Annotated in this window: 16 protein-coding genes; 5 read left to right on the plus strand and 11 right to left on the minus strand. The window is 49.5% G+C overall.

Features of this window, described 5'->3' with window-relative positions; genetic code table 11:
* Positions 1 to 4: 4 nt before the first annotated feature.
* The 5 genes from AB2U10_RS09525 to AB2U10_RS09545 all read right to left on the minus strand — a co-directional run bounded on the left by AB2U10_RS09525 (position 5) and on the right by AB2U10_RS09545 (position 7,622).
* Positions 5 to 796 carry an endonuclease/exonuclease/phosphatase family protein gene (locus AB2U10_RS09525; protein ID WP_367913861.1) on the minus strand — a complete coding sequence of 264 codons (792 nt, stop codon included), beginning with the start codon at positions 794 to 796 and terminating at the stop codon, positions 5 to 7.
* 60 nt (positions 797 to 856) lie between these two features.
* Entirely contained in the window at positions 857 to 2,365 is a 1,509-nt protein-coding gene (locus tag AB2U10_RS09530) for a RagB/SusD family nutrient uptake outer membrane protein (protein ID WP_367913862.1), read from the minus strand.
* Positions 2,366 to 2,393: 28 nt separating this feature from the next.
* The gene (locus tag AB2U10_RS09535; protein WP_367913863.1) at positions 2,394 to 5,699 is read right to left on the minus strand and encodes a TonB-dependent receptor; all 3,306 of its coding nucleotides are present in this window, start codon (positions 5,697 to 5,699) and stop codon (positions 2,394 to 2,396) included.
* Positions 5,700 to 5,885: 186 nt separating this feature from the next.
* Entirely contained in the window at positions 5,886 to 6,932 is a 1,047-nt protein-coding gene (locus tag AB2U10_RS09540) for a FecR family protein (protein WP_367913864.1), read from the minus strand.
* A gap of 36 nt (positions 6,933 to 6,968) precedes the next feature.
* On the minus strand, positions 6,969 to 7,622 hold the full coding sequence (locus tag AB2U10_RS09545; protein WP_367913865.1) for an RNA polymerase sigma-70 factor: 654 nt from the start codon (positions 7,620 to 7,622) through the stop codon (positions 6,969 to 6,971).
* A 169-nt stretch (positions 7,623 to 7,791) separates the two neighbouring features.
* Between AB2U10_RS09545 and AB2U10_RS09550 the strand changes: the two genes are divergently transcribed.
* Both AB2U10_RS09550 and AB2U10_RS09555 read left to right on the plus strand, forming a co-directional pair.
* A complete protein-coding gene (locus AB2U10_RS09550; RefSeq protein WP_367913866.1) occupies positions 7,792 to 8,700 on the plus strand; it encodes a DnaJ C-terminal domain-containing protein in 909 nt (302 codons plus the stop codon).
* Position 8,701: 1 nt separating this feature from the next.
* Complete coding sequence (locus tag AB2U10_RS09555; RefSeq protein ID WP_367913867.1) at positions 8,702 to 8,944, plus strand: chaperone modulator CbpM; 243 nt, start codon at positions 8,702 to 8,704, stop codon at positions 8,942 to 8,944.
* 38 nt (positions 8,945 to 8,982) lie between these two features.
* On the opposite strand, the gene AB2U10_RS09560 is transcribed toward AB2U10_RS09555, so the two are convergent.
* The 4 genes from AB2U10_RS09560 to AB2U10_RS09575 all read right to left on the minus strand — a co-directional run bounded on the left by AB2U10_RS09560 (position 8,983) and on the right by AB2U10_RS09575 (position 14,671).
* On the minus strand, positions 8,983 to 11,139 hold the full coding sequence (locus AB2U10_RS09560) for an alpha-galactosidase (RefSeq protein ID WP_367913868.1): 2,157 nt from the start codon (positions 11,137 to 11,139) through the stop codon (positions 8,983 to 8,985).
* A gap of 7 nt (positions 11,140 to 11,146) precedes the next feature.
* Positions 11,147 to 12,004, minus strand: coding sequence for a cupin-like domain-containing protein (locus tag AB2U10_RS09565; RefSeq protein ID WP_367913869.1), 858 nt, complete (start codon positions 12,002 to 12,004; stop codon positions 11,147 to 11,149).
* Between the two features lie 51 nt (positions 12,005 to 12,055).
* Positions 12,056 to 12,835 (minus strand): patatin-like phospholipase family protein, encoded by a 780-nt coding sequence (locus AB2U10_RS09570; protein ID WP_367913870.1) that lies wholly within the window; start codon positions 12,833 to 12,835, stop codon positions 12,056 to 12,058.
* A gap of 96 nt (positions 12,836 to 12,931) precedes the next feature.
* Positions 12,932 to 14,671, minus strand: coding sequence for a family 43 glycosylhydrolase (locus tag AB2U10_RS09575; RefSeq protein ID WP_367913871.1), 1,740 nt, complete (start codon positions 14,669 to 14,671; stop codon positions 12,932 to 12,934).
* Between the two features lie 275 nt (positions 14,672 to 14,946).
* On the opposite strand from AB2U10_RS09575, the gene AB2U10_RS09580 reads away from it, so the two are divergent.
* The 3 genes from AB2U10_RS09580 (at position 14,947) to AB2U10_RS09590 (ending at position 16,685) form a co-directional block, all read left to right on the plus strand.
* Entirely contained in the window at positions 14,947 to 15,243 is a 297-nt protein-coding gene (locus AB2U10_RS09580) for a type II toxin-antitoxin system HigB family toxin (protein ID WP_367913872.1), read from the plus strand.
* A 3-nt stretch (positions 15,244 to 15,246) separates the two neighbouring features.
* Positions 15,247 to 15,540, plus strand: coding sequence for a hypothetical protein (locus tag AB2U10_RS09585; protein ID WP_367913873.1), 294 nt, complete (start codon positions 15,247 to 15,249; stop codon positions 15,538 to 15,540).
* Positions 15,541 to 15,629: 89 nt separating this feature from the next.
* Positions 15,630 to 16,685 carry a PA0069 family radical SAM protein gene (locus tag AB2U10_RS09590; protein ID WP_367913874.1) on the plus strand — a complete coding sequence of 352 codons (1,056 nt, stop codon included), beginning with the start codon at positions 15,630 to 15,632 and terminating at the stop codon, positions 16,683 to 16,685.
* Between the two features lie 8 nt (positions 16,686 to 16,693).
* Here the strand turns inward: AB2U10_RS09590 and AB2U10_RS09595 are convergent, their stop codons facing one another.
* Entirely contained in the window at positions 16,694 to 19,228 is a 2,535-nt protein-coding gene (locus AB2U10_RS09595) for a DEAD/DEAH box helicase (protein ID WP_367913875.1), read from the minus strand.
* A 7-nt stretch (positions 19,229 to 19,235) separates the two neighbouring features.
* Positions 19,236 to 19,736 carry an acyl-CoA thioesterase gene (locus AB2U10_RS09600; protein ID WP_367913876.1) on the minus strand — a complete coding sequence of 167 codons (501 nt, stop codon included), beginning with the start codon at positions 19,734 to 19,736 and terminating at the stop codon, positions 19,236 to 19,238.
* Between the last annotated feature and the right edge of the window lie 15 nt (positions 19,737 to 19,751).

Raw genomic sequence — 19,751 nt, forward strand, 5'->3', positions numbered from 1 at the left:
CCGTTTATCGTGTAATGATCAGGTCAGCGGTGATGGGCAGGTGATCCTGGTCATTCAGGCCCGTATACGGCGCAGAGACGTTCATAATCTTGATGTTTTTGCTGGTGATGATGTTGTCTATGCTCAGCCCGTCTTTCTTCCCGTTCAGCTTGCCCGAGGGCGCGGTCAGGAACCAGCCCTGGTTGCCGCCGTTGGCGATGTTAAAGCCCTCTGACATAAACCGGAGCTGCTCTTCATCTATGGCATTAATGTCACCCATGCATATAAAATACTCGTAATTTTTGAGCTCTTTTATCAGCAGCTCCAGCGACTCCTTATGCCATTGCTGCTGCCAGGGCATATGGGTAGACAGAATCGTGATGGTGGTACCGTCAATGACCAGGTCGCCTACGATGGCGTAGTATTCTCCAAACCAGTTTTTCTGGCGGATATTTTTCAGCTTGTAATGGCTGTTGATGCCGTTAAAAATCCAGGTATGGGCCTCTCCGAAGTACCGGTAATTATAAAACGGCTTCAGTATTTCATCTTCGGCATTGAGCGTGCTGTCTTTATCAAAGCCTTTGTTCCACTCGTTCACCCCCAAGATATCCAGGCTCTGGCTGCTTACCCAGGCCCTCCATTTCAGTGCTTCGGCCTTAAAATGGCGCCCCTGGAAACCTCCGGTAACCCCCTGGTTAAAATGCCCTACATTATAGGTCCCTACTTTCAGCCGTATGGGTTGCTTTTCCTGCGCATAGGCTTGCACAACGGAAAGCAGAATCAACAAACAGAGTACTGATTTTATCGTTAATTTCATTGTATTTTTTATTTAGGTTCAGGAAGAGAACCGGTCTTCAGACAGACCGGTTCTTATATCTCAGTTTGAATAGCCAGGGTTCTGGTCCGTTGCCTGGTTCAGGGCCTTGTTATACGCAAATTCGCTATCGGGAATGTTGAACAACCAGTGCTTTTCATTGATGGGAAGCGGGGCTCCGTCCAGTCTCTTCTGGTTGATCAGCGCCTGCACTTTGTCTCTTCCTAACCGAACAGTGAAGTTCCACTGCTTGGCTTCGTTCATGCGTTCGTATCTCGATTCTTTGATCAGCAGGTCAATAAACGACGGAAGCGTGCTGTAATCGGAAAGCTTATAATCCAGCGTAGCATCTGCCCCGTTGGCAGGCTTGCCGTAAGCCCGTCTGCGCATCTTGTTTATGGCTTCGATCGATTCTGCCGTTGGCGCACCGGCCACACGTGCACTGGCTTCTGCGAAGGTGAAGAGCACATCGGTATAACGGATGAGGGGAATGGACACATTACCTGCATAACCCGAAGCGTTGGGATCCCAGTACTTTGTCAGCAGGGCCCCGTTTGTGCCTCCGTAGGCTGCGCCCAGGTCAAAGACCCCCACGTTAAGCCCTTTACGGAAATCTTTGGGATCCCACCCGGCAATAAACGTATTGCGCACATCGGTATAGTGTGTCCAGTAACCGTTACCGTTCAGCATTTTCTTGCCTTCAATGGTATAGTTCGGATGGGCAGTGTAGCCCAGGTAAGTCCACATTTTACCGTCGGTACGCGAGGTTTTGAGGTAAAACACTTCTTCTGCAGAAGTTACCAGGTCATACCCGAATACCTTGTCAAAATCACGCGAGCCGGTTACGGCCACCAGGCTATATGCATTGGTGTTCATTACTTCCCCTGATAATCTCAGCGCCTCCGCATACTCCTTGGTATACATATATACCTCTGCTAACAGGGCCTTTGCTGCATTTTTCCCGGGTGTGCCGATGATCCGCGGCGTAGCCGGACAATTTTCTACCGCAAATTTCAGGTCATTCACCAGGAATGTATAGATTTCGGCCGGGGTTGATTTCGGCAGGTCCCATTCGGTAAGATTCGCTTCGGTACGCAGCGGCACCCCGCCCCAGCTGCGAACAAGGTTAAAATAGTTGTATGCGCGTAAGAAGCGCAATTCGGCCAGGTAGGCGGAGATCTGTTCGATGGTCATGGCATTGGCTTCAGGCAGCCGGCCGATGGCCGTATTGCAAAACATGATGGCACGCCAGATCCTCTGCCAGTTGGTTGCCGACCGGCTGACATGCGTTGCATTAATGAACCCGTTATATTCCCTGTAGGCATAATTTGCATACACTCCTTTCGGATAGACGTATTCGGTATTGATCTCCTGGGTAGCAAACCAGTCGTCGCCATAAGCGGTGCGCATGATGTCAAGCGGCGCCATTACCGCAGCATTGGCTTCATCTACCGTATTGTAGAACGTGGAGCTGGCTACGGCATAAGTGAAGTCTCTTTCTTCCAGCATATCCGTGCAGCTGCCCAACAGTCCGCATAAAATCGCGATAGTAAATATTTTCGTGTATTTCATCTTGTTAACTTTTAAATAGAGTACTTCATCAGAACTGAATTCTGGAGCCTATGGTAAGCGTTTTACTGTTCGGATAAGACAGGTGGTCTATTGCCCCGTCAATATCTCCTCCTTTTGAACTTACTTCCGGATCAACACCGGTGTATTTGGTGAACGTCAGGTAGTTCTGGGCCGCCACATAAACACTTGCCGCTTTTAACCAGTTCATGCTTTTCGGCACCGGGATGTGGTACGCAATACTGATGTTTTTCAACCGGAGATACGATCCGTCTTCCAGGAAACGGTCTGAAAAACGCAGGGTTCCCGTTTGCTGAATTTTAGGATATTTCACATGGGAGTTGTCCTGGCCTTCTCTCCAGCTGTTTCCGTACACCTCGCTGGAAACGTTCATGCCCTGCGAATACGACAGGTTACGCATTTCGCTCAGGTTGAAGACGTCGTTCCCCTGGGTTCCCTGCCACAGCATATTCAGCGCCCACTTTTTGTATCGCAGGTCTACGGTAAACCCGTAGAAGAAATCAGGGAAAGGATTGCCCGCAATGTAACGGTCGGCATCGGTATATGTAGCATTTCCGTTGGCATCCACGCTTCCGTCCAGGTTAACATACGACAACTGGCCGGTCTCATTAATGCCTGCATCTTTAAAGAGGTAGAATGCGCCCAGGGGCTGTCCTTCCCGGATGACGGTGATGGTTCCCGAACCGTAGTTGTTGTATACAGTACCCAGGATATCCTCGCCGCCCTCCAGCTTGACTACCGTGTTTTTGTTGTGCGAGATATTAAATGAGGCGCTCAGCTGAACATCATTACCCCTGATGATATCTCCTTCAATCATCAGCTCAATTCCTTTGTTATCCATACGGCCAATGTTCCGTACCGATGAGGTATAACCGGATGAGGTAGGCAGATAAACCGCATTCAGCAGGTCCGTTGTATATTTATAATAATAGTCAGCGGTGAAACGGATACGGTTCTTAAACATGGCCAGGTCAATACCCCCGTCGATCTGCGTGGTTGTTTCCCACTTCAGCGAGCCCGGATACGTGGTGCCCGGCGCAAAATACGTGTAATTGCCCGCGCCTGTGGCGGCTTTCCCTGCCGACAGAAGGTTTTGCGTACCGTAAGGGCTGATGGCGGTTGAGCCGGTTTCACCATAGCTGGCCCGGATCTTCAGATCCGATATTTTCGAAACATCTTCCATGAACGGCTCGGACGACACCCGCCAGGCTATGGCTGCCGACGGGAAATATCCCCAGCGCTGACCCGGCGAATAACGGCTCGAACCATCGGCACGAATGCTGGTAGTGAGCAGATACCTGTCTTTGAAGGAGTAGTTCAAACGCCCCAGGTAAGACATCAGCACCCACCGGCTAAACCCGGTAGTAGGCGTGTTGATGATCCCCGCTGTTTGCAAGGCATTGGTTTCGGGCACGTCTGACAGGAAAGTATTGCCCGAAGCGGCAATTGACTTGCTGGTGCTGGACTGAATGGTATACCCGGCCATCACGTTCAGGCTGTGCACCCTGGCGATATCGGCCTGGTAGCTGAGGATGTTTTCGTTCGTGAAGTTGGTATACCGGTTGTTGCTCACCGAAGCACTGTTGCTCTGGTAGATGTAGTTGGAATTGGTGTACCCGTCATACCGGGAATCCGAGTTTTCCAGACCTACCGATGACCTCAACGAAAGCCCTTTAAACGGTTTGAAATTGGCCGAAGCGTTGATATTGCTCAGGTTCTGGGCCGTTTTGTATTTTGATTCATAGGCCATCATCAGGGGGTTTTTCAGCTCGTGGGAAGACCAGGTATAGAGAGAGCGGAGGTCACGGTATTTTCCCTGCTCATTGTACGGAGAAAACGTAGGAGGAGCCGAGTAAGCGGCTGCCAGCATGGAAGAACCCCCGTTACCTCCGCCGTCGGCCTGGTTCATGCGGTCTACAAACGTGTAGCCCATCTGCATGGAAATGTCCAGCATTTCATGTGCTTTTACATCGAGCGTAGTACGAAGGTTGTATTTGTCCATCATGCTGTTGTGCACCAGCCCGTCGCGTTTAAATGCCGAACCCGCTATATGGTATTTGATTTTATCGGTACCGCCGGATACCGACAGGTTATGGTTCTGGATGGGCGCGGGCTGGAATACTTCGTTTTGCCAGTCCACTCCTTTGCCCATGGCCGCAATATCGGCATCGCTGAAAGGCGCTTCGGTCAGGATTTTGGCATTCACCAGGTATTCGTTGTAGAACCGGGCCCACTGCTGGGCGTCCATGAGATCCAGCTTTTTAATGGGTTTCTGGATACCGTAATCAATGCTGTAATTGATGTTGGCTTTCCCCTCTTTCCCCCGTTTGGTGGTAATCAGGATCACCCCGTTAGCTCCACGCGATCCATAGATGGCAGTAGCCGATGCATCTTTCAATATTTCTATGGATTCGATATCGTACTGGTTAACGGTGTAATTGCTGAAAGGAATACCGTCAACGATATACAGCGGGCCGTTACCGCCCCGGATGGAGTTAACACCCCGGATACGCACCTGGAAGTCGCCGTCAGGAGCACCGGTATTGGTGATGATCTGTACACCGGGTGTACGGCCCTGTAGGGCCTGCACGGGATCAGATACAGGGAAAGCGGTAATGTCAGCTCCCTTGACCTGGGCCACTGAACCTGTCAGGTCACGTTTTTTTACGGTACCGTAACCCACCACCACCAGTTCTTCAAGGCTCTTGGAATCCAGCTCCATGACCACCTCCAGGTGGGTTCTGTTTCCTACCGTCAGCTCATAGTTGTTATATCCTATTATCCTGAACTGCAGTACTGATTCCGGACCGGGTACTGCCATCTCGAAGCTCCCGTTCATGTCTGTAATCAACCCTTTTGCCGTACCTTTCAGCACTACGCTTACCCCGGCTAAGGGGTCTCCTTTTTCATCTTTGACCGTCCCGGTTATTTTTATGTCTTCCCGTTCCAGTAAAAGATTGTCGCCGAATTTCCCTTTTAACGATTTGAAAACCCCTTTCTTTTTCTGAAGCACCACCTGGTTACCCGAGATGGTATAGGTGATATCCAGGGGATCGAAAATTTTATTGAGAACATCTTTAAACAGCACACCCGACAATTCCAGCGATATTTTCTTATCTGTATTGATCAGGCTGTTACTGTAAATAAACCTTGAATCCGATATTTTTTCCAGCTCCCGGATAGTGTTTTTCAGGCTTTGCTCCTGCACTTTAAAGTCGAGGCGCTTCATTAAAAGCTTTTGGGAATGGGCCTCTTCCGCAAAGCTTAAGCTTATCACGGTAACAGATAAAATAAATTGAATTAGTGTTACTCGCATGAGACATCGTATTAGACTACGCGATTGTAGTTTTTTCTTCATAATTTTACATAGTTTTTAATTAACACTTGGTTTTAATTAAAGCCGGGCTCAATCCCAGAAACGCCAATTTCCATTGAGCCTGAACGGAAGCCTGTCCTTGCCGGGGCGGGCTTCTTTTTTGGTTTGCAAGTTAGAGTCTTTCCATCAGCATCCGTTTGAGGTTATTATTATCACTTTGTTATTAATTTCAAATCGTGCGTCCAGGGCAAAACAAATCAGCCTGATCTTTTCATAGAGGGGCTCATCGGAAAGAAATGCGGTTAATTTGCAGTTTTTCATTTCTTCCATTTCAAAATCTATTTCCACATGATAGGCTGAAGACAGGATCTCGAATACCTCGCTTACCGGTCTTTCGTCAAACTCAAAAGACAGCGATTCAGCCGGTTGCTCCAGATCCTTTTTACTGATCATCACCGGTACCAGGGTAGAGCCCCTGGAGAACTGCAGCTTCTGGTTGGCCGAAAGCATCACCGGCTCCCCGGGCGCTGTGCCGTTACCCTTATCGGCCTTAAAGACGGCCACTTTGCCGGTTTTCACCACAATTTCGTTTTCCTGTGAATTTTTGGCGGTTTTTAAGGTGAAGCTGGTGCCCAGCACCCGGGTGCTGAAGTCGTTTGTATTGACGGTAAAGGGAGACTCCGGGTTTTTAGACACTTCAAAGAACCCTGTTCCTTCAAAGTAAACCACCCGCTTACCGTTTTTGAAATCTTCCGGCGAGTAGCTTATTTTCCCCTCGGGCTGCAGGATCACCGAGCTGTTATCCGGCAGCACCACGGTATACGGGAACCCGGTGGTGTTCACTTTCTCTATGGGGTCTTCCACGGCAGCGGCAAGCGCTCCGGCTTGTGCATAAACCTGTTCGGCACTAAATTTTTTCCGGGCCCACAGGAGGCCCAGCACCAGCAGCAGGCTGGCCGCGGCGGTAAATGAGATCACCCGCCTTCTGCCGGCAAGCCGTTTTGATTTCAATGTTTCCTCCTCTTCCGGGGAGGTGCTGCTTAACCTTTCCTTTACTTCCCGGAGCTTCTCCTCCACATCCACATTATACTGCATGTTCTCATTTTCATACTCATTGAGGTAGCTGTAAAACTCCTCTTCGTTAGCGGGGTCTTTCAGCCACTGCTCCAGGCTTTTCTGCTGAATAGACGTCAGGTTGTCATTCAGGTAATCAAAAACTAATTTTTTGTTCACGATGCGTTTATTATTAATCAAAAGTTCTGTTCATGGTCACTGGTTTTGTGTGGAATCAGATCGCAGCTCTGTTCTTATCTTATCGAGTGCCCGGCTTATCAATCTTTCAACGGCACTGATGGTAATGTTCATTTCACGGGCTATTTCACTGTATTTCATTCCTTCCAGCCTGGACATCTGGAAGGCTTTTCTGGATTGAGCGGGAAGGCTCCTGATGATTTTGTCCAGGCGGTTGGCAAGCTCATGATAGAACAGGATATCATCAGGCTTGTCTACAGGGCTTTTGCGGGCAAAGTCAACGTCCCGGATCTCATTGGTTTCCCTTAAAAATTCTTTTTTCAGGAAGTTATACGACCGGAACCGGACACTTTTATACAAATACGCTTTAAAGGAGGTGTCGATATGCTCATATACTTTTTTCTGCCAGAAGTTCACAAAGATCTCTGATACAATATCTTCTGCAAAAGCTTTGGAATGAACAAAACGCACGCAGTGGCTGCACAGCTGTCCGTAGTATTTCCGGAACAGCAGGTCAAATCCTTTTTCGGGAGACATTTTAAACAGCCTCCTTAAATAACTTTCTTCGTCCAGGACAATCCCCTTGCCGGAATCCTCCTCGTTTTCCGAAGATATTCTCAGCTTTTCCGACGGGTTCTCTTCCCCGCTTTTCCTACTGTACTTTTCGTACATTTATCCGGCAGTTAAGGTTGTTATACGTATGAGACAAAGTTGAGCGCTTTTACCCCACATTACCTGTCATTTTTTCTGAAATTTTTTTTCCTGCTCCCGTAAAAAATCTTCTGCTTTAAATTGATCTCTTTTTTCTTTAATTTCGTTCTTTAATAAAAAACCAGAACACATGCCTTTTACAGATTATTATGAGCTGTTAGGGGTAAGTAAGACTGCAGGCACGGAAGACATCAAAAAAGCCTACCGGAAGCTGGCGCGGAAATACCACCCTGACCTGAACCCTAATGACAAGGAAGCCGAGAAAAAATTCAAGGCCATCAATGAGGCCAACGAGGTGCTGAGCAACCCCGAGACCCGGGCAAAGTACGACAAATACGGCGAAAACTGGAAGAACGGTGAGGCATACGAAGAAGCCCAGCGGACCCGGCAGCAGTCTGCCGGCTCAAGAGGCAAAAGCACTTATTCCGGCGGCAATGCATCTGATTATTCTGATTTCTTCGGCTCTATGTTCGGCGGCGATGAAGGCTTTGATTTCGGCTCTTACCGGCAGGGCCGGGCTGGCGGGAAGTTCAAAGGGCAGGATATTCATGCCACGCTGAACCTCTCGCTCACCGATGTTCTTACCGAACATAAGCAGACATTTGAAGTTAACGGGAAGAAAATCCGGATCACCGTGCCGGCGGGCGCCTATGACGGCCTGCAGATTAAGCTGGCGGGTTACGGTGGCGAGGGCTATAACGGCGGGCCTAAAGGCGACCTGTACATCACCTTCGGCATCACCAACAATACGCCTTACCAGGTCAGCGGCCACGACCTGAAGGCCGAGGCAGAGCTTGACCTGTATACGGCTATACTGGGCGGACAAAAAACCGTTTCTACTCCTTACGGTGATATCCGGCTAACGGTAAACCCGCTGACCCAGAACGGTACCACGGTGCGGGTGAAAGATAAGGGCCTGCCGGTATACAAAGAGAAGGATAAATACGGTAATCTCCTGATCACCTACAAGGTGCAGCTCCCCGAGTCACTGACCGATGAGCAGAAGAAATTGTTCGAACAACTTAAAAATATGCAGTAAGATGGAGCGTATTTCAAGAGAAGAGTGTGTACGGGTTTACAAGATTGACAGGGCGTTTTTTGACGACCTGGTTGACTCGGGGCTGATTGAAACCGTCATCGAAGAAAATACCGTGTACCTGCATTACGATAAGCTGGCTCATTTTGAGAAGCTGGTTACCTGGCATTATGACCTGGAGATAAACATTCCGGGGCTGGAGGTGATCTGCCAGCTCCTGGAAAGAATTGAACAGCTGCAGCGGTAAAACCCTTATGCTTCAGCACTCCCTGCACGGGTGTATTCCTACATGACCAAAAACCAGGTATAGTCTTCGGGTTCTATGGTAAACGTCAGCTCCACTTCAAACTTCCGGTCCAGCTGCAGCACCCTGGGGTTTTGGCCTTTTTCTTTAAAAACGGCCTGGCCGGTCAGACCCGTGTAGTAAAGCGGAACCCTGATGGTTCTTGTTATTTTTTCTTTCAGGGGATTGTACAGCATCAGCAACCCTTTTTCTTTTAAGGCGGGGTTTACATGAATGAACCCGTCCCAGTCGCGGCCGTCTGCCCGCCGTAGGTGGATCATATCTGAATTCAGGATGTGGCGGTATTGCTTGTACCAGTCAAGGGTATGGGCCACCATTTTCCGGGTTTCTTCGGTATCGTACAGCCTGGGCCCGCGGTAACAGGCCTGCACTCCGGCACCGTAATATTGCACCATGAGCTGTTCATAATCTTTCAGGTGCCCGCTCAGGGGTTCCAGGATGGCCTCCGGGCCTCCGCCCTGGTAGCGGGTGAGCGGCACAAAGCCCCAGCTCATGGAGGCTGACTTCTCCTGGGTGCCGTCATAAATGTTCTGGCGGTTCAGGATGCGCTGCTGCTCACGGGAGAGCGAAAAGTTGACTTCCCGGTAACCGATCGCAATTTTATGTGTTCCGTCTAAAAAATACCAGTCGGGCGCATTGATGTAAACGCCGCGCTCGTTTAACCAGTGGTAAAGCTCTTTCTGGATTTCCATCTGTTTCCATTGCGAATCGCCCGGGCCGTGGTGACCGGGATGAGTGACCGAAGCGCAGACATCGCCGGGGTAGGGACCGTCGTTTTCCCAGATATCAAAGCCTGTTTTTTCAAAGAAGTATTTGATTTTATCGCGGTATTCCAGTCCCCACTGGCTGCCAAAGCAGGGGGCATTTCCAAAGAGCGCGCCTCCGGGCTTACCGGTCTGAGGGTCAATCACATCGTGCTCATCGCTGATCCTGCGGCTGCTGAACAGCGAGTACCCGCCCAGCAGAATATTTTTCTTATGGGCGTAATCGGCCAGGGCCTTCCATTTTGAAATGTTCGCTTTTGAACTGTCTTCCATATCCAGATGCGAACCAAAGCTCAGTATAATAGCCTCATAGCCGGTAGCGGCACACTGGTCAACGGCCTGTATGACCTCCCGATCATTTTTACTGACGAGATGCATGAAAATGGGATTTTGCATGGTCCAGGGTGCTACCGTACGGTACATTTTTTTGATCATCAGGCCCCGGCGCTGCCGGTCGTAGCTGTCCATCAGGAGCTCATGGGTACGGACCGATTTAAAAATTTCACCGGGTTCAAGCATTTCGTTCGGATCCTGGTTGGGGTACACTTCCAGCAGGCAGGGTGTTTCGTAGTTGTAGTTGACCTGGGAAGTATAGGCGGAGTCGGTTTTCCAATGGGTGGTCTGATCGCTCAGCCGGTACTTCATGGCATTGTTAAAGGCATAGTTGGTCTCGATATACAAACCGTGCTGCTTCAGCATATCTTCAGGTTTGCCTACCACAGCGCTTTCTTCTTCTACGGTGCCCAGCACCTCGTTAACGACCCGGTTAAGCAGAAAACGTTTCGAAGAGGTATTCTCTACCGATACCCATTTTACGATCAGCGGAAGGCCGTCATAAATCTCATAATGGACGGCTACCTGCAGGCCTTCCAGCTCGCCGGCACCCGGTCTGAATTTGAGGGTCAATACTTTCCCGGAGGGCTGTTTTTTTTCTGAGATCCAGGTAGTGGCTTTCCAGTGGAGGAACGGTGCCACGTCAGAAACCGAATAGCTGTCATAGATAAAATCTTCCGGGCCGGCCGTCATAGAATCTAACCAGGCCGGCAAAAGATAGGCATTTTCTTTTTGGCCCCGAAGCCCGCCCACAGCGTATTCTTTCCCGTTTACCGTAATTTTTGCTTCCGGCTTTACGGCTCTGAGCAGCTGCTGGCCGGAAGATAGGTTTTTGTAATCGTAACAGGCCACATTGGGGGAGAGCCGGAATGCCCGCTCGGCCAGGCCGTTCCGGATAATGATATCGCGGTGATTTTTTACGATTTCTGCTTTTTGCAGTACCGGCTGTACGAGCCAGTCGACCGGGTTTTGTGCCAAGACAGGCACATTCCCTAAAAGAAGTAAAAAGAATATTTTTACGAAAAATGTATTTTTATGCATCCCGGTTTCAGGTTAAGCCCAGTTTTTTGTTTGTTCTTCTCAGTGCCCACTCATTTTTATAATCAATCCATTTCTGGCCCTGTATTCTTCGCATAAAGTTATCGATCAGCCGCATAAAAAATACATTGTACATCATGCCGAGCTTTCCTCCGGCCGTCTGCGGAAACGAGCGGAGCGTCATGGAAAAGCCGGGGTCGCGGTACACAATATAGTGCCACCACCGGCTGGGCATGTACAGGGCATCGCCGTGCTCCATGCATGCTTCAAAGCCCCTGACCTGTTTCAGGGCCGGGAATTTTACGTAGTCGGGCTGATCCAAGTCTATTCCTTCTGCGTTATGGATGGAAAAAGGCACCTTGTAGAGGGCTGTGCTCTGCTCCGGCCCAAAGAGAAGCACCCGCTTGTGCCCTTCAAAATGGATATGCAGGTTATCGGGCAGGTCAATGTCGTAATGGGCAAAGACCTTGCTGTTGCTCCCGCCGAAAAACAGGGCAGGCAGGCGTTTGAAATATTTCAGCCCTATACCGGGATATTCAAAGTCGTTGAGCAGCGCGGGGCAGTGGTCTTTGATGGTATAAAAGAAAATGCGCAGATCTGTGGGCCCCTGCCGCATCAGGTCAATGTATTCGCCGAAATTCATGGTGGTTACCGGCTCATAGGTGCTTTTATTGCCTTTGGTGCGGGCGTTGCTGTACAGCGGAACCACCTGGTTACCGGCCAGGGTTTTGATATGATCGAAAGTCCATTTTTTATTCCAGTGGTCTGTAAGCCCTTTCAGCAATACGGGCTTTTGCGGATGATAGTAGTTCTTAACAAAATCTTCGCGGCTGATGTTTTCCACGATCTCAACAGGAGTAAGGTGCATAGTTGCCAGCAGGTTAGTGTTTCAAATCTACGAATTTTTCTCTTTTGCCGCTTAAACGCTATCCAGGGTTTTCAGGGTCAGCTCTTTCCCCTTTTCGATGAGATAGGTGGCCTTGTCATAGTCCCATATTCCACTGATGTCTTTCGGAATATTCACTACAAAATCCGGCTGATACAAATCAATGGTCAGGAGAGTGATCTGATTTCGCATTACGTAATACGAGTGCTGAAGAACCGAAATCATGGAATTATCCTTAAAAATTTCAGTTCCCCGCTCCGGCGGTCCTTCGAGGTTAACGGCCACCATAATATTGTTCTTTTTTCGCACATATTTTAACGGTAGCGGGTTTAAAACCCCTCCGTCTACCATTTTATCTTCCTGCTGGTGAACGGCCGTCAGAACGCCCGGAATGGCGATAGAAGCCCGTATTGCCTCATACATGCTGCCTGAGCTGATGCAGCAATCACACTCGCGGGTAAGGTTGGTGGTCACGGCCGTAAAAGGAACGGGTAATTCTTCAATGTGTATATCGGGTATCAGCTTTTTCACCTTGTTCAGGATTCTTTCGCCTTTTACCCAGCCAGTGCTTTGCAAAGTGAAATCCAGGAGGCCCAGCACATCGTAATTGCTAAGGGTGGTTACCCAGTCTTCAAATGCCTTAAGCTCTCCTTTGGCGTAGATCCCGCCTATGAGGGCGCCAATGGAAGATCCTACGATCTCATCAATAACGGCTCCTTTTTCTTCGAGCGCCCGGATGGCCCCGATGTGCGTGAGGCCCCGGGCGCCGCCTGAGCCTAAAACCAGTGATACTTTCCTGCCTGACAAATTCATATTTTAGTTCCGAGTGATCAGTTCCGAGTTCCGAGTGATTAGTGCCGAGTGCCGAGTGATCAGTGCCAGGGCGCTGGTTCCGGGGTTTGGCCGTATTTATTCTACTTTCAGGATTTCGTACGGATCTGAAATCCCGTTTTCGTTGACGGCTTCTATCGTAAAATAATAGGCCTTCCGGCTGTCCATCGACTTAAACCAATATTCATTGTTACTGTGCACCATAACCGAATTATAGAGTTTATCCGGGTGGGTTCCGTAATAGATCGTATAGGCATAGGCTCCTTCCGCCGGGCTCCATTTTATAAACGCCGAACGCTTGTCTTTTTCCGTACGCAAAACCATAAATTGTTTCACTTTTTCCGGTTTTGCGCCTTTTCCATTCCCAAATACCCGGAAACCGCTGATGGCAAATTTCCCGGTGGGCATGTGTATGTTCTCCAGCTTCAGGTAGCGTGCTTCCACCGGTTCGGGCAGCTCTACGTAATCATGGGGTACGTCAGTGGTGTTTTTGCTTTTATCGACCAGTATTTTCCATTTTTTGCCGTCTGCCGAATAGTAGAGGATATACCGGTGGTACTGGCCGGTACGTTTGCCGAGCCGATCCTGGTCTACGTCCTGGTCGGCATAATTGATCTGTACGGCATTCACCACCGACACATTGCCGAGGTCGGTCTGAATCCATTCGCCCTTATTGCCTGACGTGGCGCTCCAATAGGTTTTTATGTTTTCATCTACTGCATTGTTGGGCAGGTAGCCACCCAGGGTAGACGATACCTGCACGGGCTTCTGGTAGTTCAGGAGCATCCAGCGGGGCTGAAGGGCGGTTTTCCGTTCGGGGGCAGAGGGCAGGTAAGTCGGGTAATCGCCGTATGCGGTGTTGCACCACATCACGCCGTCGTGGTCAAAGCCGGTAGGCCACAGGCCCAGTCGGCGTTCAAAGGTATTTTTTACCGATATCACCATGGTGCTGACGTGCCAGTAGTTCTGATCGTTATCCCGGAAAGTAGCGCCATGCCCGGCGCCGCGCACAAAACCGCCCAGCTTGTAGCTTAAGGGGTCAGACTGGGCCTGGAAAGGCCCCAGCGGGTGATCACCTACCAGCAGGCCGTCGGCATAGCCGCTGAATTCGGTTCCCGGCGCTCCGTATTGCAGGTAGTATTTCCCGTTGTGCCGGGTCATGTGCGAACCCTCAATGAAGGGGTCGAGAAAGGTATTGTCGAGGTGCTCCCCAAATCGCTGCCAGCCATAGCGCCAGGGTTCCAGCAGGTACATTTCTTTACGGGTCCCTATGGGTTTCAGCCCGTTCCGGGTCAATTCTATCCCGTACATGGGGAAACGGTTGCTTGAGCCGTTGTACATGTAAACCCGGCCGTCGTCATCGGTAAAGAAGGAGGGATCCCAGCCTCCCAGCGAAAAGGAGTCGACCAGCGGTTTCCAGTTGTTGCTTTTGGGATCGGTGCTCATCCAGATGGTAAAATTATCGGTGTAGGTAGAGCCCATCACAATCATGGTGTCTCCCAGGATACCCACGGCGGGCGCACACAGCTCATCGTACACATCGCCGTTCCAGGGACGCAGGAATTTCCGGGAAATGAAGTTCCAGTTGAGCAGGTCGGGGCTCCACCAGTAGCCCCATTGGTTGGTGCTGAACAGGTAATAGTCATTTTTGTAATTGACAATGACCGGGTCAGCAGTGGCCCGGTGCCGGCCCCATTCGCTGAAATTGGGAATGGGCGTATACCCGTAATCCAGGTTCATGGGATTACAGTAGGTTTTTTGCTGCGCAAAGGAACAAAAGCTGCTGAAGAGTAAAATCAAGACCAGGTATTTTCGCATGGCTGCCATTTTAAAACGTATTCCTGAGTAGGTTCAATGCAATTTTCAAATTTACATGATTTCAGGGGAATAATTATACGCCTGAAGAGGGAAACATGAAGGCCGGTTTCTTTTACACGCTCCCGGTTGCATTTCTTGCCTGCAGATAAGAAATTTCCGGACCTGCGGCGTAACCCGGAAGTATTCTTTACTTTTGTTGCGTATACCCGATTCCACAGGGATATAAATTGAAATGTACTTCGCAAAACGGGAGGTACGGCATTCTACACACAACGATGAAAATAACCGGCAAATATGTCTTAGACGCCTTTGTGGCCAGGCATGCAGATACTCAGGCTCCTGTCAATAAATGGGTGAGGCAGATAGAAAACAACACCTTCAGAAACCACAATGCGCTTAAACGGGTTTTCCCGTCAGCTGATTATGTAGGAAACGGCCGTTATGTGTTTAATATTAAGGGAAACCGGTACCGGATCATCGTTGTCATTGTTTTTGCTGACCATTATTTCAGAATAAAATTCTGTGGCACCCATTCAGAATATACCAAAATAAGAGATATAAAGCATATTTGAAATATGGAAAAGAAATTTGAAAACCTAACGGAAATCACTGATCGCAAAACGTATGACGATGTTGTGGCCTACCTGGATGATTTAGAAAGTTATGCTACCCGAAACGGGTATCTTAAGGATATGGATAGTCGTAATGAATATACCCGGGAAATGGGACGGGTAGGAGGGATTTTAGCCGATTACGAAAGTATCTATATGGAATTTAAATACCTCCAGATCAAAAAGCCTGTGCAGGCTTCCCCCGTACAATCCTCTTCGTCACAACGCCGTTCCCATCCGCGTGTGCGCCGCTTTTAACCGGTGTAAAATTTTGCTACAATTCTTATCCGTGTTTTTGGGCTGACAACCGTGCAGGTACTGTAATTTCGTTCAGAAAAATACATACCATGAACTTGTCAAAAACCAAAACCGAGGGTAGGGGAGCCCAGATCAACACGCACAATAAATTCATGGCCAACCGGTATGAAGCGGAGGATTATTACGACGAAGATTTCCCCCCGGCCCGGATAAAAACTATTTTTTACGAAGAAAATGCCCGGAAGGTGGTCAATTTCACCAAAAGCCCGGATATGTACGGCGTACAGTACATGAATCCTTACCAGGGCTGTGAGCACGGCTGCATTTACTGCTATGCCCGCAATTCACACGAGTACTGGGGTTTTTCTGCAGGCATAGATTTTGAAAGCCGGATCATGGTCAAAAAAAATGCAGCTGACCTGCTGGAAGCAAAGTTCAAATCGAAGAACTGGGTCTGCCAGCCCATCCATTTATCCGGAAATACCGATTGCTACCAACCCGGTGAAAAGAAGTACGGGATTACCCGGAAAATACTGGAAACCTGCCTCCGTTACAGAAATCCGGTAGGCATACTCACCAAAAACGCACTGGTCCTGCGCGATCTCGACCTCCTGCAGGAGCTCCACCGCCACGGCCTGGTGCATGTGTTTCTTTCGGTCACCACCCTTAATGAAAAGCTGCGCCTGGCATTGGAACCGCGTACAGCTACCGGGGCCAAACGGCTCCGCACACTGGAAACCCTCTCCAACGCAGGTATCCCTACCGGAGTAATGACGGCACCCATTATCCCCGGGCTGAACGATCACGAGATCCCCCGGCTGATCGAGGCGGCTGCCCATGCCGGTGTGCTGGCTGCCGGGTATACGGTAGTTCGCCTGAACGGGGCCATTGCCGGTATTTTTGAGGATTGGATACGCAAGGCTTTTCCTGAAAAAGCAGACAAGGTGTTGCACCAGATTGCCGATTGTCACGGCGGACAGCTGAACGACTCGCGTTTTGGTGTCCGTATGCGGGGAGAGGGCCGGTTTGCCGAACACATCCGTAATCTCCACCAGCTGTCGGTTCAACGCTACCTCAAAGACCGGAAACTACCCGATTTTGACACCAGCGGGTTTATCCGGAACGGGCAGCTGAACCTGTTTTAAAGAGCAGGCTACCCATTTACCCGGAACCGCATTACCACTTCTCCCGTTTCTTTGTCGATGGCTATCCGGTTTCCCTCCGGGTTAAGGTCTTTGCCTGTACTTAATTTATAGAGCCCGGAAAGAAACTCCATGCCCTTGTTCATGACCGCTTCCAGCTCGGTCAGGCGGGTCTCATCGGGTGGCTGAGGCGGCAGAACGTCCGGTGCGGCAACGGGCTCCGGTGTATCCGGTGGGGGCGGTCCGGCCGTAAATTCGCCCATCGATTCTTCGAGCATCTGTAAAAAATGCGCCCGGCCTTTTTCTGAAAAATCAACCTCATCGGTAAAGCTGCCGGCATTCAGCACACTGTCAAACAGGTCCTGCTTTACCAGTAACCCCGAAGCTACTTTCATTTCTATGGAATTGCGCATCATCAGGTTAATCACCGTAAGATTAGCGCTTTTCTGCCCCAGGCGATCTATCCGGCCTATGCGCTGGTTTTTCTTCGAAGGATTCCACGGCAATTCAAAATTAATGATGGTATCGGCTACCTGGAGGTTCAGGCCTGTGCCGCCTGCCTCTGACGATAAAAATATCCTGCAATCCGGGTTTTCTTCAAACTCCCGAATCACCCTTTTCCGCTCTTTTACCGGCACATTTCCTGTAAGTTCGGTAAAACCTATCCCGTTTCTTGCTAACATACGGCCGATGATGGCCAGCATGGTTGTCCACTCCGAGAAAATAATAATTTTTCGCCGGTTATGATGAATATCCAGCTTTTCAAGCAATATTTCTTCCAGTTCGGTCAGTTTAGGAGAATGTTCAGAATCTTTATCCACCAGAAAAGTGGAATCGCACACCATGCGCATATTCTGCAGGTGGTGGGTAAGCATCTGCCAGTCAAAGGGTGTTTTAAACTTTTTGGATAAGAGGGAGGAAACGGCCCGGGCAAAGGAGGCATGATAATCGGCCTGAACAGGATGCATTTCTACCGGAATATCAATAACTGTGAGCTTATTCAGCTGGTCAAGCACCTCTTTCTTTTCCCTCCGGATCAGCACGGGCTTCAGCTTTTCTTTCAGGAGCTGCAGGTTATAATAGCCGGTGATCCGGTTTTCGTTCTGCAGGTCAAAATAGCAATGCTGGTACGAAAACTCCCACAGGGGTGCCAGCAAGCCGGGATCTATGAAGCCGGCAATGGAGTAAATATCGGCCAGCTTATTTTCAATCGGGGTTCCGGTAATGACCAGGCTATGGTTTTTCCGTAATGATTTAATGGCATTTGCTGTGAGTGTTTCAAAGTTTTTGATGCGCTGGGCTTCGTCGAGGATAATAAAATCCACCCCGGCTTTATCAATGGCCTCCGTATCGCGCAGTACGGTCTCGTAGGTTATAATCAGGAAAAAGGCTTCTGATCCGGTGTAGCTTTTTGCCCGTTGGGCCGGCGGGCCTTCTATCAGCTCTGCCTTTTCCTTCGTAAATTTTTCTATTTCCTCTTTCCACTGCGCTTTCAGCGAAGCCGGGCAGATCACCAGTGTTTTTTTGAACCCGAATATTTTTTTCTTGAACAGGGCCGTTCCAATGGCCTGCAGGGTTTTCCCGAGGCCCATCTCATCGGCTATGATAACGCCTTTCCGGAAAGTAGCAAAGGCTATTCCTTCCTTCTGGTAGGGGTAGAGATCTGCTTTGATCAGGGAATAATTAAGCCGGGTATTTTCCTGCTTTTGTTCAAGCACATGCCGGTCAAATTCACGTTCTATTTTATCCAGCACCTCCTGTCGCACCAGGATCTGCTTGTATTTTGCCGCCTCTTTCACAAACCCGAAGAACATGAGGGTTCTTTGGGGTGAAATATGCTTCTCCGGGCCGAAATAAAGCCGTATAAGGGCCCGCACCGGCTCAGGTAAGGCATGCGGATAGTACCAGGTAATGAGGTAATCGTTAAGCGGATCTGTGAAGATCTCTACAAAAGGGTAGGGCTGCTGCGTATTTTCAGCCTTAAAGTGGGCAAAAGCATACATCAGGTGCTTGCAGGTGCCCAGCTTATTGGTAGCAAAATCTGAGCAATTGCAATAACCTTCCTGCCGTTCAAAATCGCGGAAAGTTATCTTATACGATGCCCCCTGGGGTGTTATCAGCCGGTGCTCGCCGTACCGGTTATCGGCCGGAACCAGCCTGTATTTTGCTTTTGAGGCCCGTTCCCTTCTTTCTGCCAGCACCCGTTTGATCATTCCTTCCCGGGTATAGGCTTTCCCTTCCTCGTTATAATGGGGCTTCAGGGCGTTTAATTTCTCTTCGATCTGCATAAGACCCGCCACCCGGTGAGAACACCCTTCCACGGCCTTGCAGGAGCACTCCGGTTTTGTGCCTGACCGGTACGAAACCACGAAATCATCAAACGTATCCCTGACCTCTACTTCAAAGAATCCTTTCCCCTGTGAAAGAAGCTGGACCTGGCCGGATTTAAACAATTTCACCCCCGCAGCATACGAATTGCCAAACTTCCCGGACAGCACGTGAAGCGCTTTTGAAATTTCTTCCTGGAGTTCCCGGTCGTTTTCCATCTGCCGTTTAAAGAAGGTCGGAAATAACTATATTCTGAGGTTTCACGGGGAGAGCTTTTAAATCATCTGCCGATAAGGCTCTCAGCCGCGTAATGTCTGTACCTGCCTTCAGCTTATCGAGCATTTCAGCCGGGGGAGGTGTGATTTTACGCTTGTCCATAGAGAACCATACGCCCAGGATACGGGAATACGCCATGTGGGTACCGTCGGCCTTTTTGTACAGGTTATGCGTAAATTCAAATATTTCGCCCCTTTCCGATATAGCGGTCTGTTCTGCGGTAATGATCACTTCTTCGTTATCGTAGCCTTCCCTGAAGAAGGAAAATTCTTCTCTCAGAACGGCCGGGCCGAGGTTATACCGGGCTAAATCGGCTATGCTGATGCCTAGTTGACGCAGGTAAGCCATACGGGCATAGGAGGTAAAATTCATGTAAGAGGCGTTGGCCAGGTGCCGGTTGGCATCCAGGTCAGACCAGCGCACCCGGGTTTCGGTATAAAAAGGCTTCAAATTTTATATTTTTTT

This window comes from Leadbetterella sp. DM7, from assembly GCF_040829825.2.
Classification (GTDB): Bacteria; Bacteroidota; Bacteroidia; order Cytophagales; family Spirosomataceae; genus Leadbetterella.

Coding starts and splice junctions, on each gene's coding strand:
- AB2U10_RS09525 (WP_367913861.1), bottom strand. CDS start 796: ATGAAATTAACGATAAAATCAGTACTCTGTTTGTTGATTCTGCTTTCC.
- AB2U10_RS09530 (WP_367913862.1), bottom strand. CDS start 2,365: ATGAAATACACGAAAATATTTACTATCGCGATTTTATGCGGACTGTTG.
- AB2U10_RS09535 (WP_367913863.1), bottom strand. CDS start 5,699: ATGCGAGTAACACTAATTCAATTTATTTTATCTGTTACCGTGATAAGC.
- AB2U10_RS09545 (WP_367913865.1), bottom strand. CDS start 7,622: ATGTACGAAAAGTACAGTAGGAAAAGCGGGGAAGAGAACCCGTCGGAA.
- AB2U10_RS09550 (WP_367913866.1), top strand. CDS start 7,792: ATGCCTTTTACAGATTATTATGAGCTGTTAGGGGTAAGTAAGACTGCA.
- AB2U10_RS09555 (WP_367913867.1), top strand. CDS start 8,702: ATGGAGCGTATTTCAAGAGAAGAGTGTGTACGGGTTTACAAGATTGAC.
- AB2U10_RS09560 (WP_367913868.1), bottom strand. CDS start 11,139: ATGCATAAAAATACATTTTTCGTAAAAATATTCTTTTTACTTCTTTTA.
- AB2U10_RS09565 (WP_367913869.1), bottom strand. CDS start 12,004: ATGCACCTTACTCCTGTTGAGATCGTGGAAAACATCAGCCGCGAAGAT.
- AB2U10_RS09570 (WP_367913870.1), bottom strand. CDS start 12,835: ATGAATTTGTCAGGCAGGAAAGTATCACTGGTTTTAGGCTCAGGCGGC.
- AB2U10_RS09575 (WP_367913871.1), bottom strand. CDS start 14,671: ATGCGAAAATACCTGGTCTTGATTTTACTCTTCAGCAGCTTTTGTTCC.
- AB2U10_RS09580 (WP_367913872.1), top strand. CDS start 14,947: ATGAAAATAACCGGCAAATATGTCTTAGACGCCTTTGTGGCCAGGCAT.
- AB2U10_RS09585 (WP_367913873.1), top strand. CDS start 15,247: ATGGAAAAGAAATTTGAAAACCTAACGGAAATCACTGATCGCAAAACG.
- AB2U10_RS09590 (WP_367913874.1), top strand. CDS start 15,630: ATGAACTTGTCAAAAACCAAAACCGAGGGTAGGGGAGCCCAGATCAAC.
- AB2U10_RS09595 (WP_367913875.1), bottom strand. CDS start 19,228: ATGGAAAACGACCGGGAACTCCAGGAAGAAATTTCAAAAGCGCTTCAC.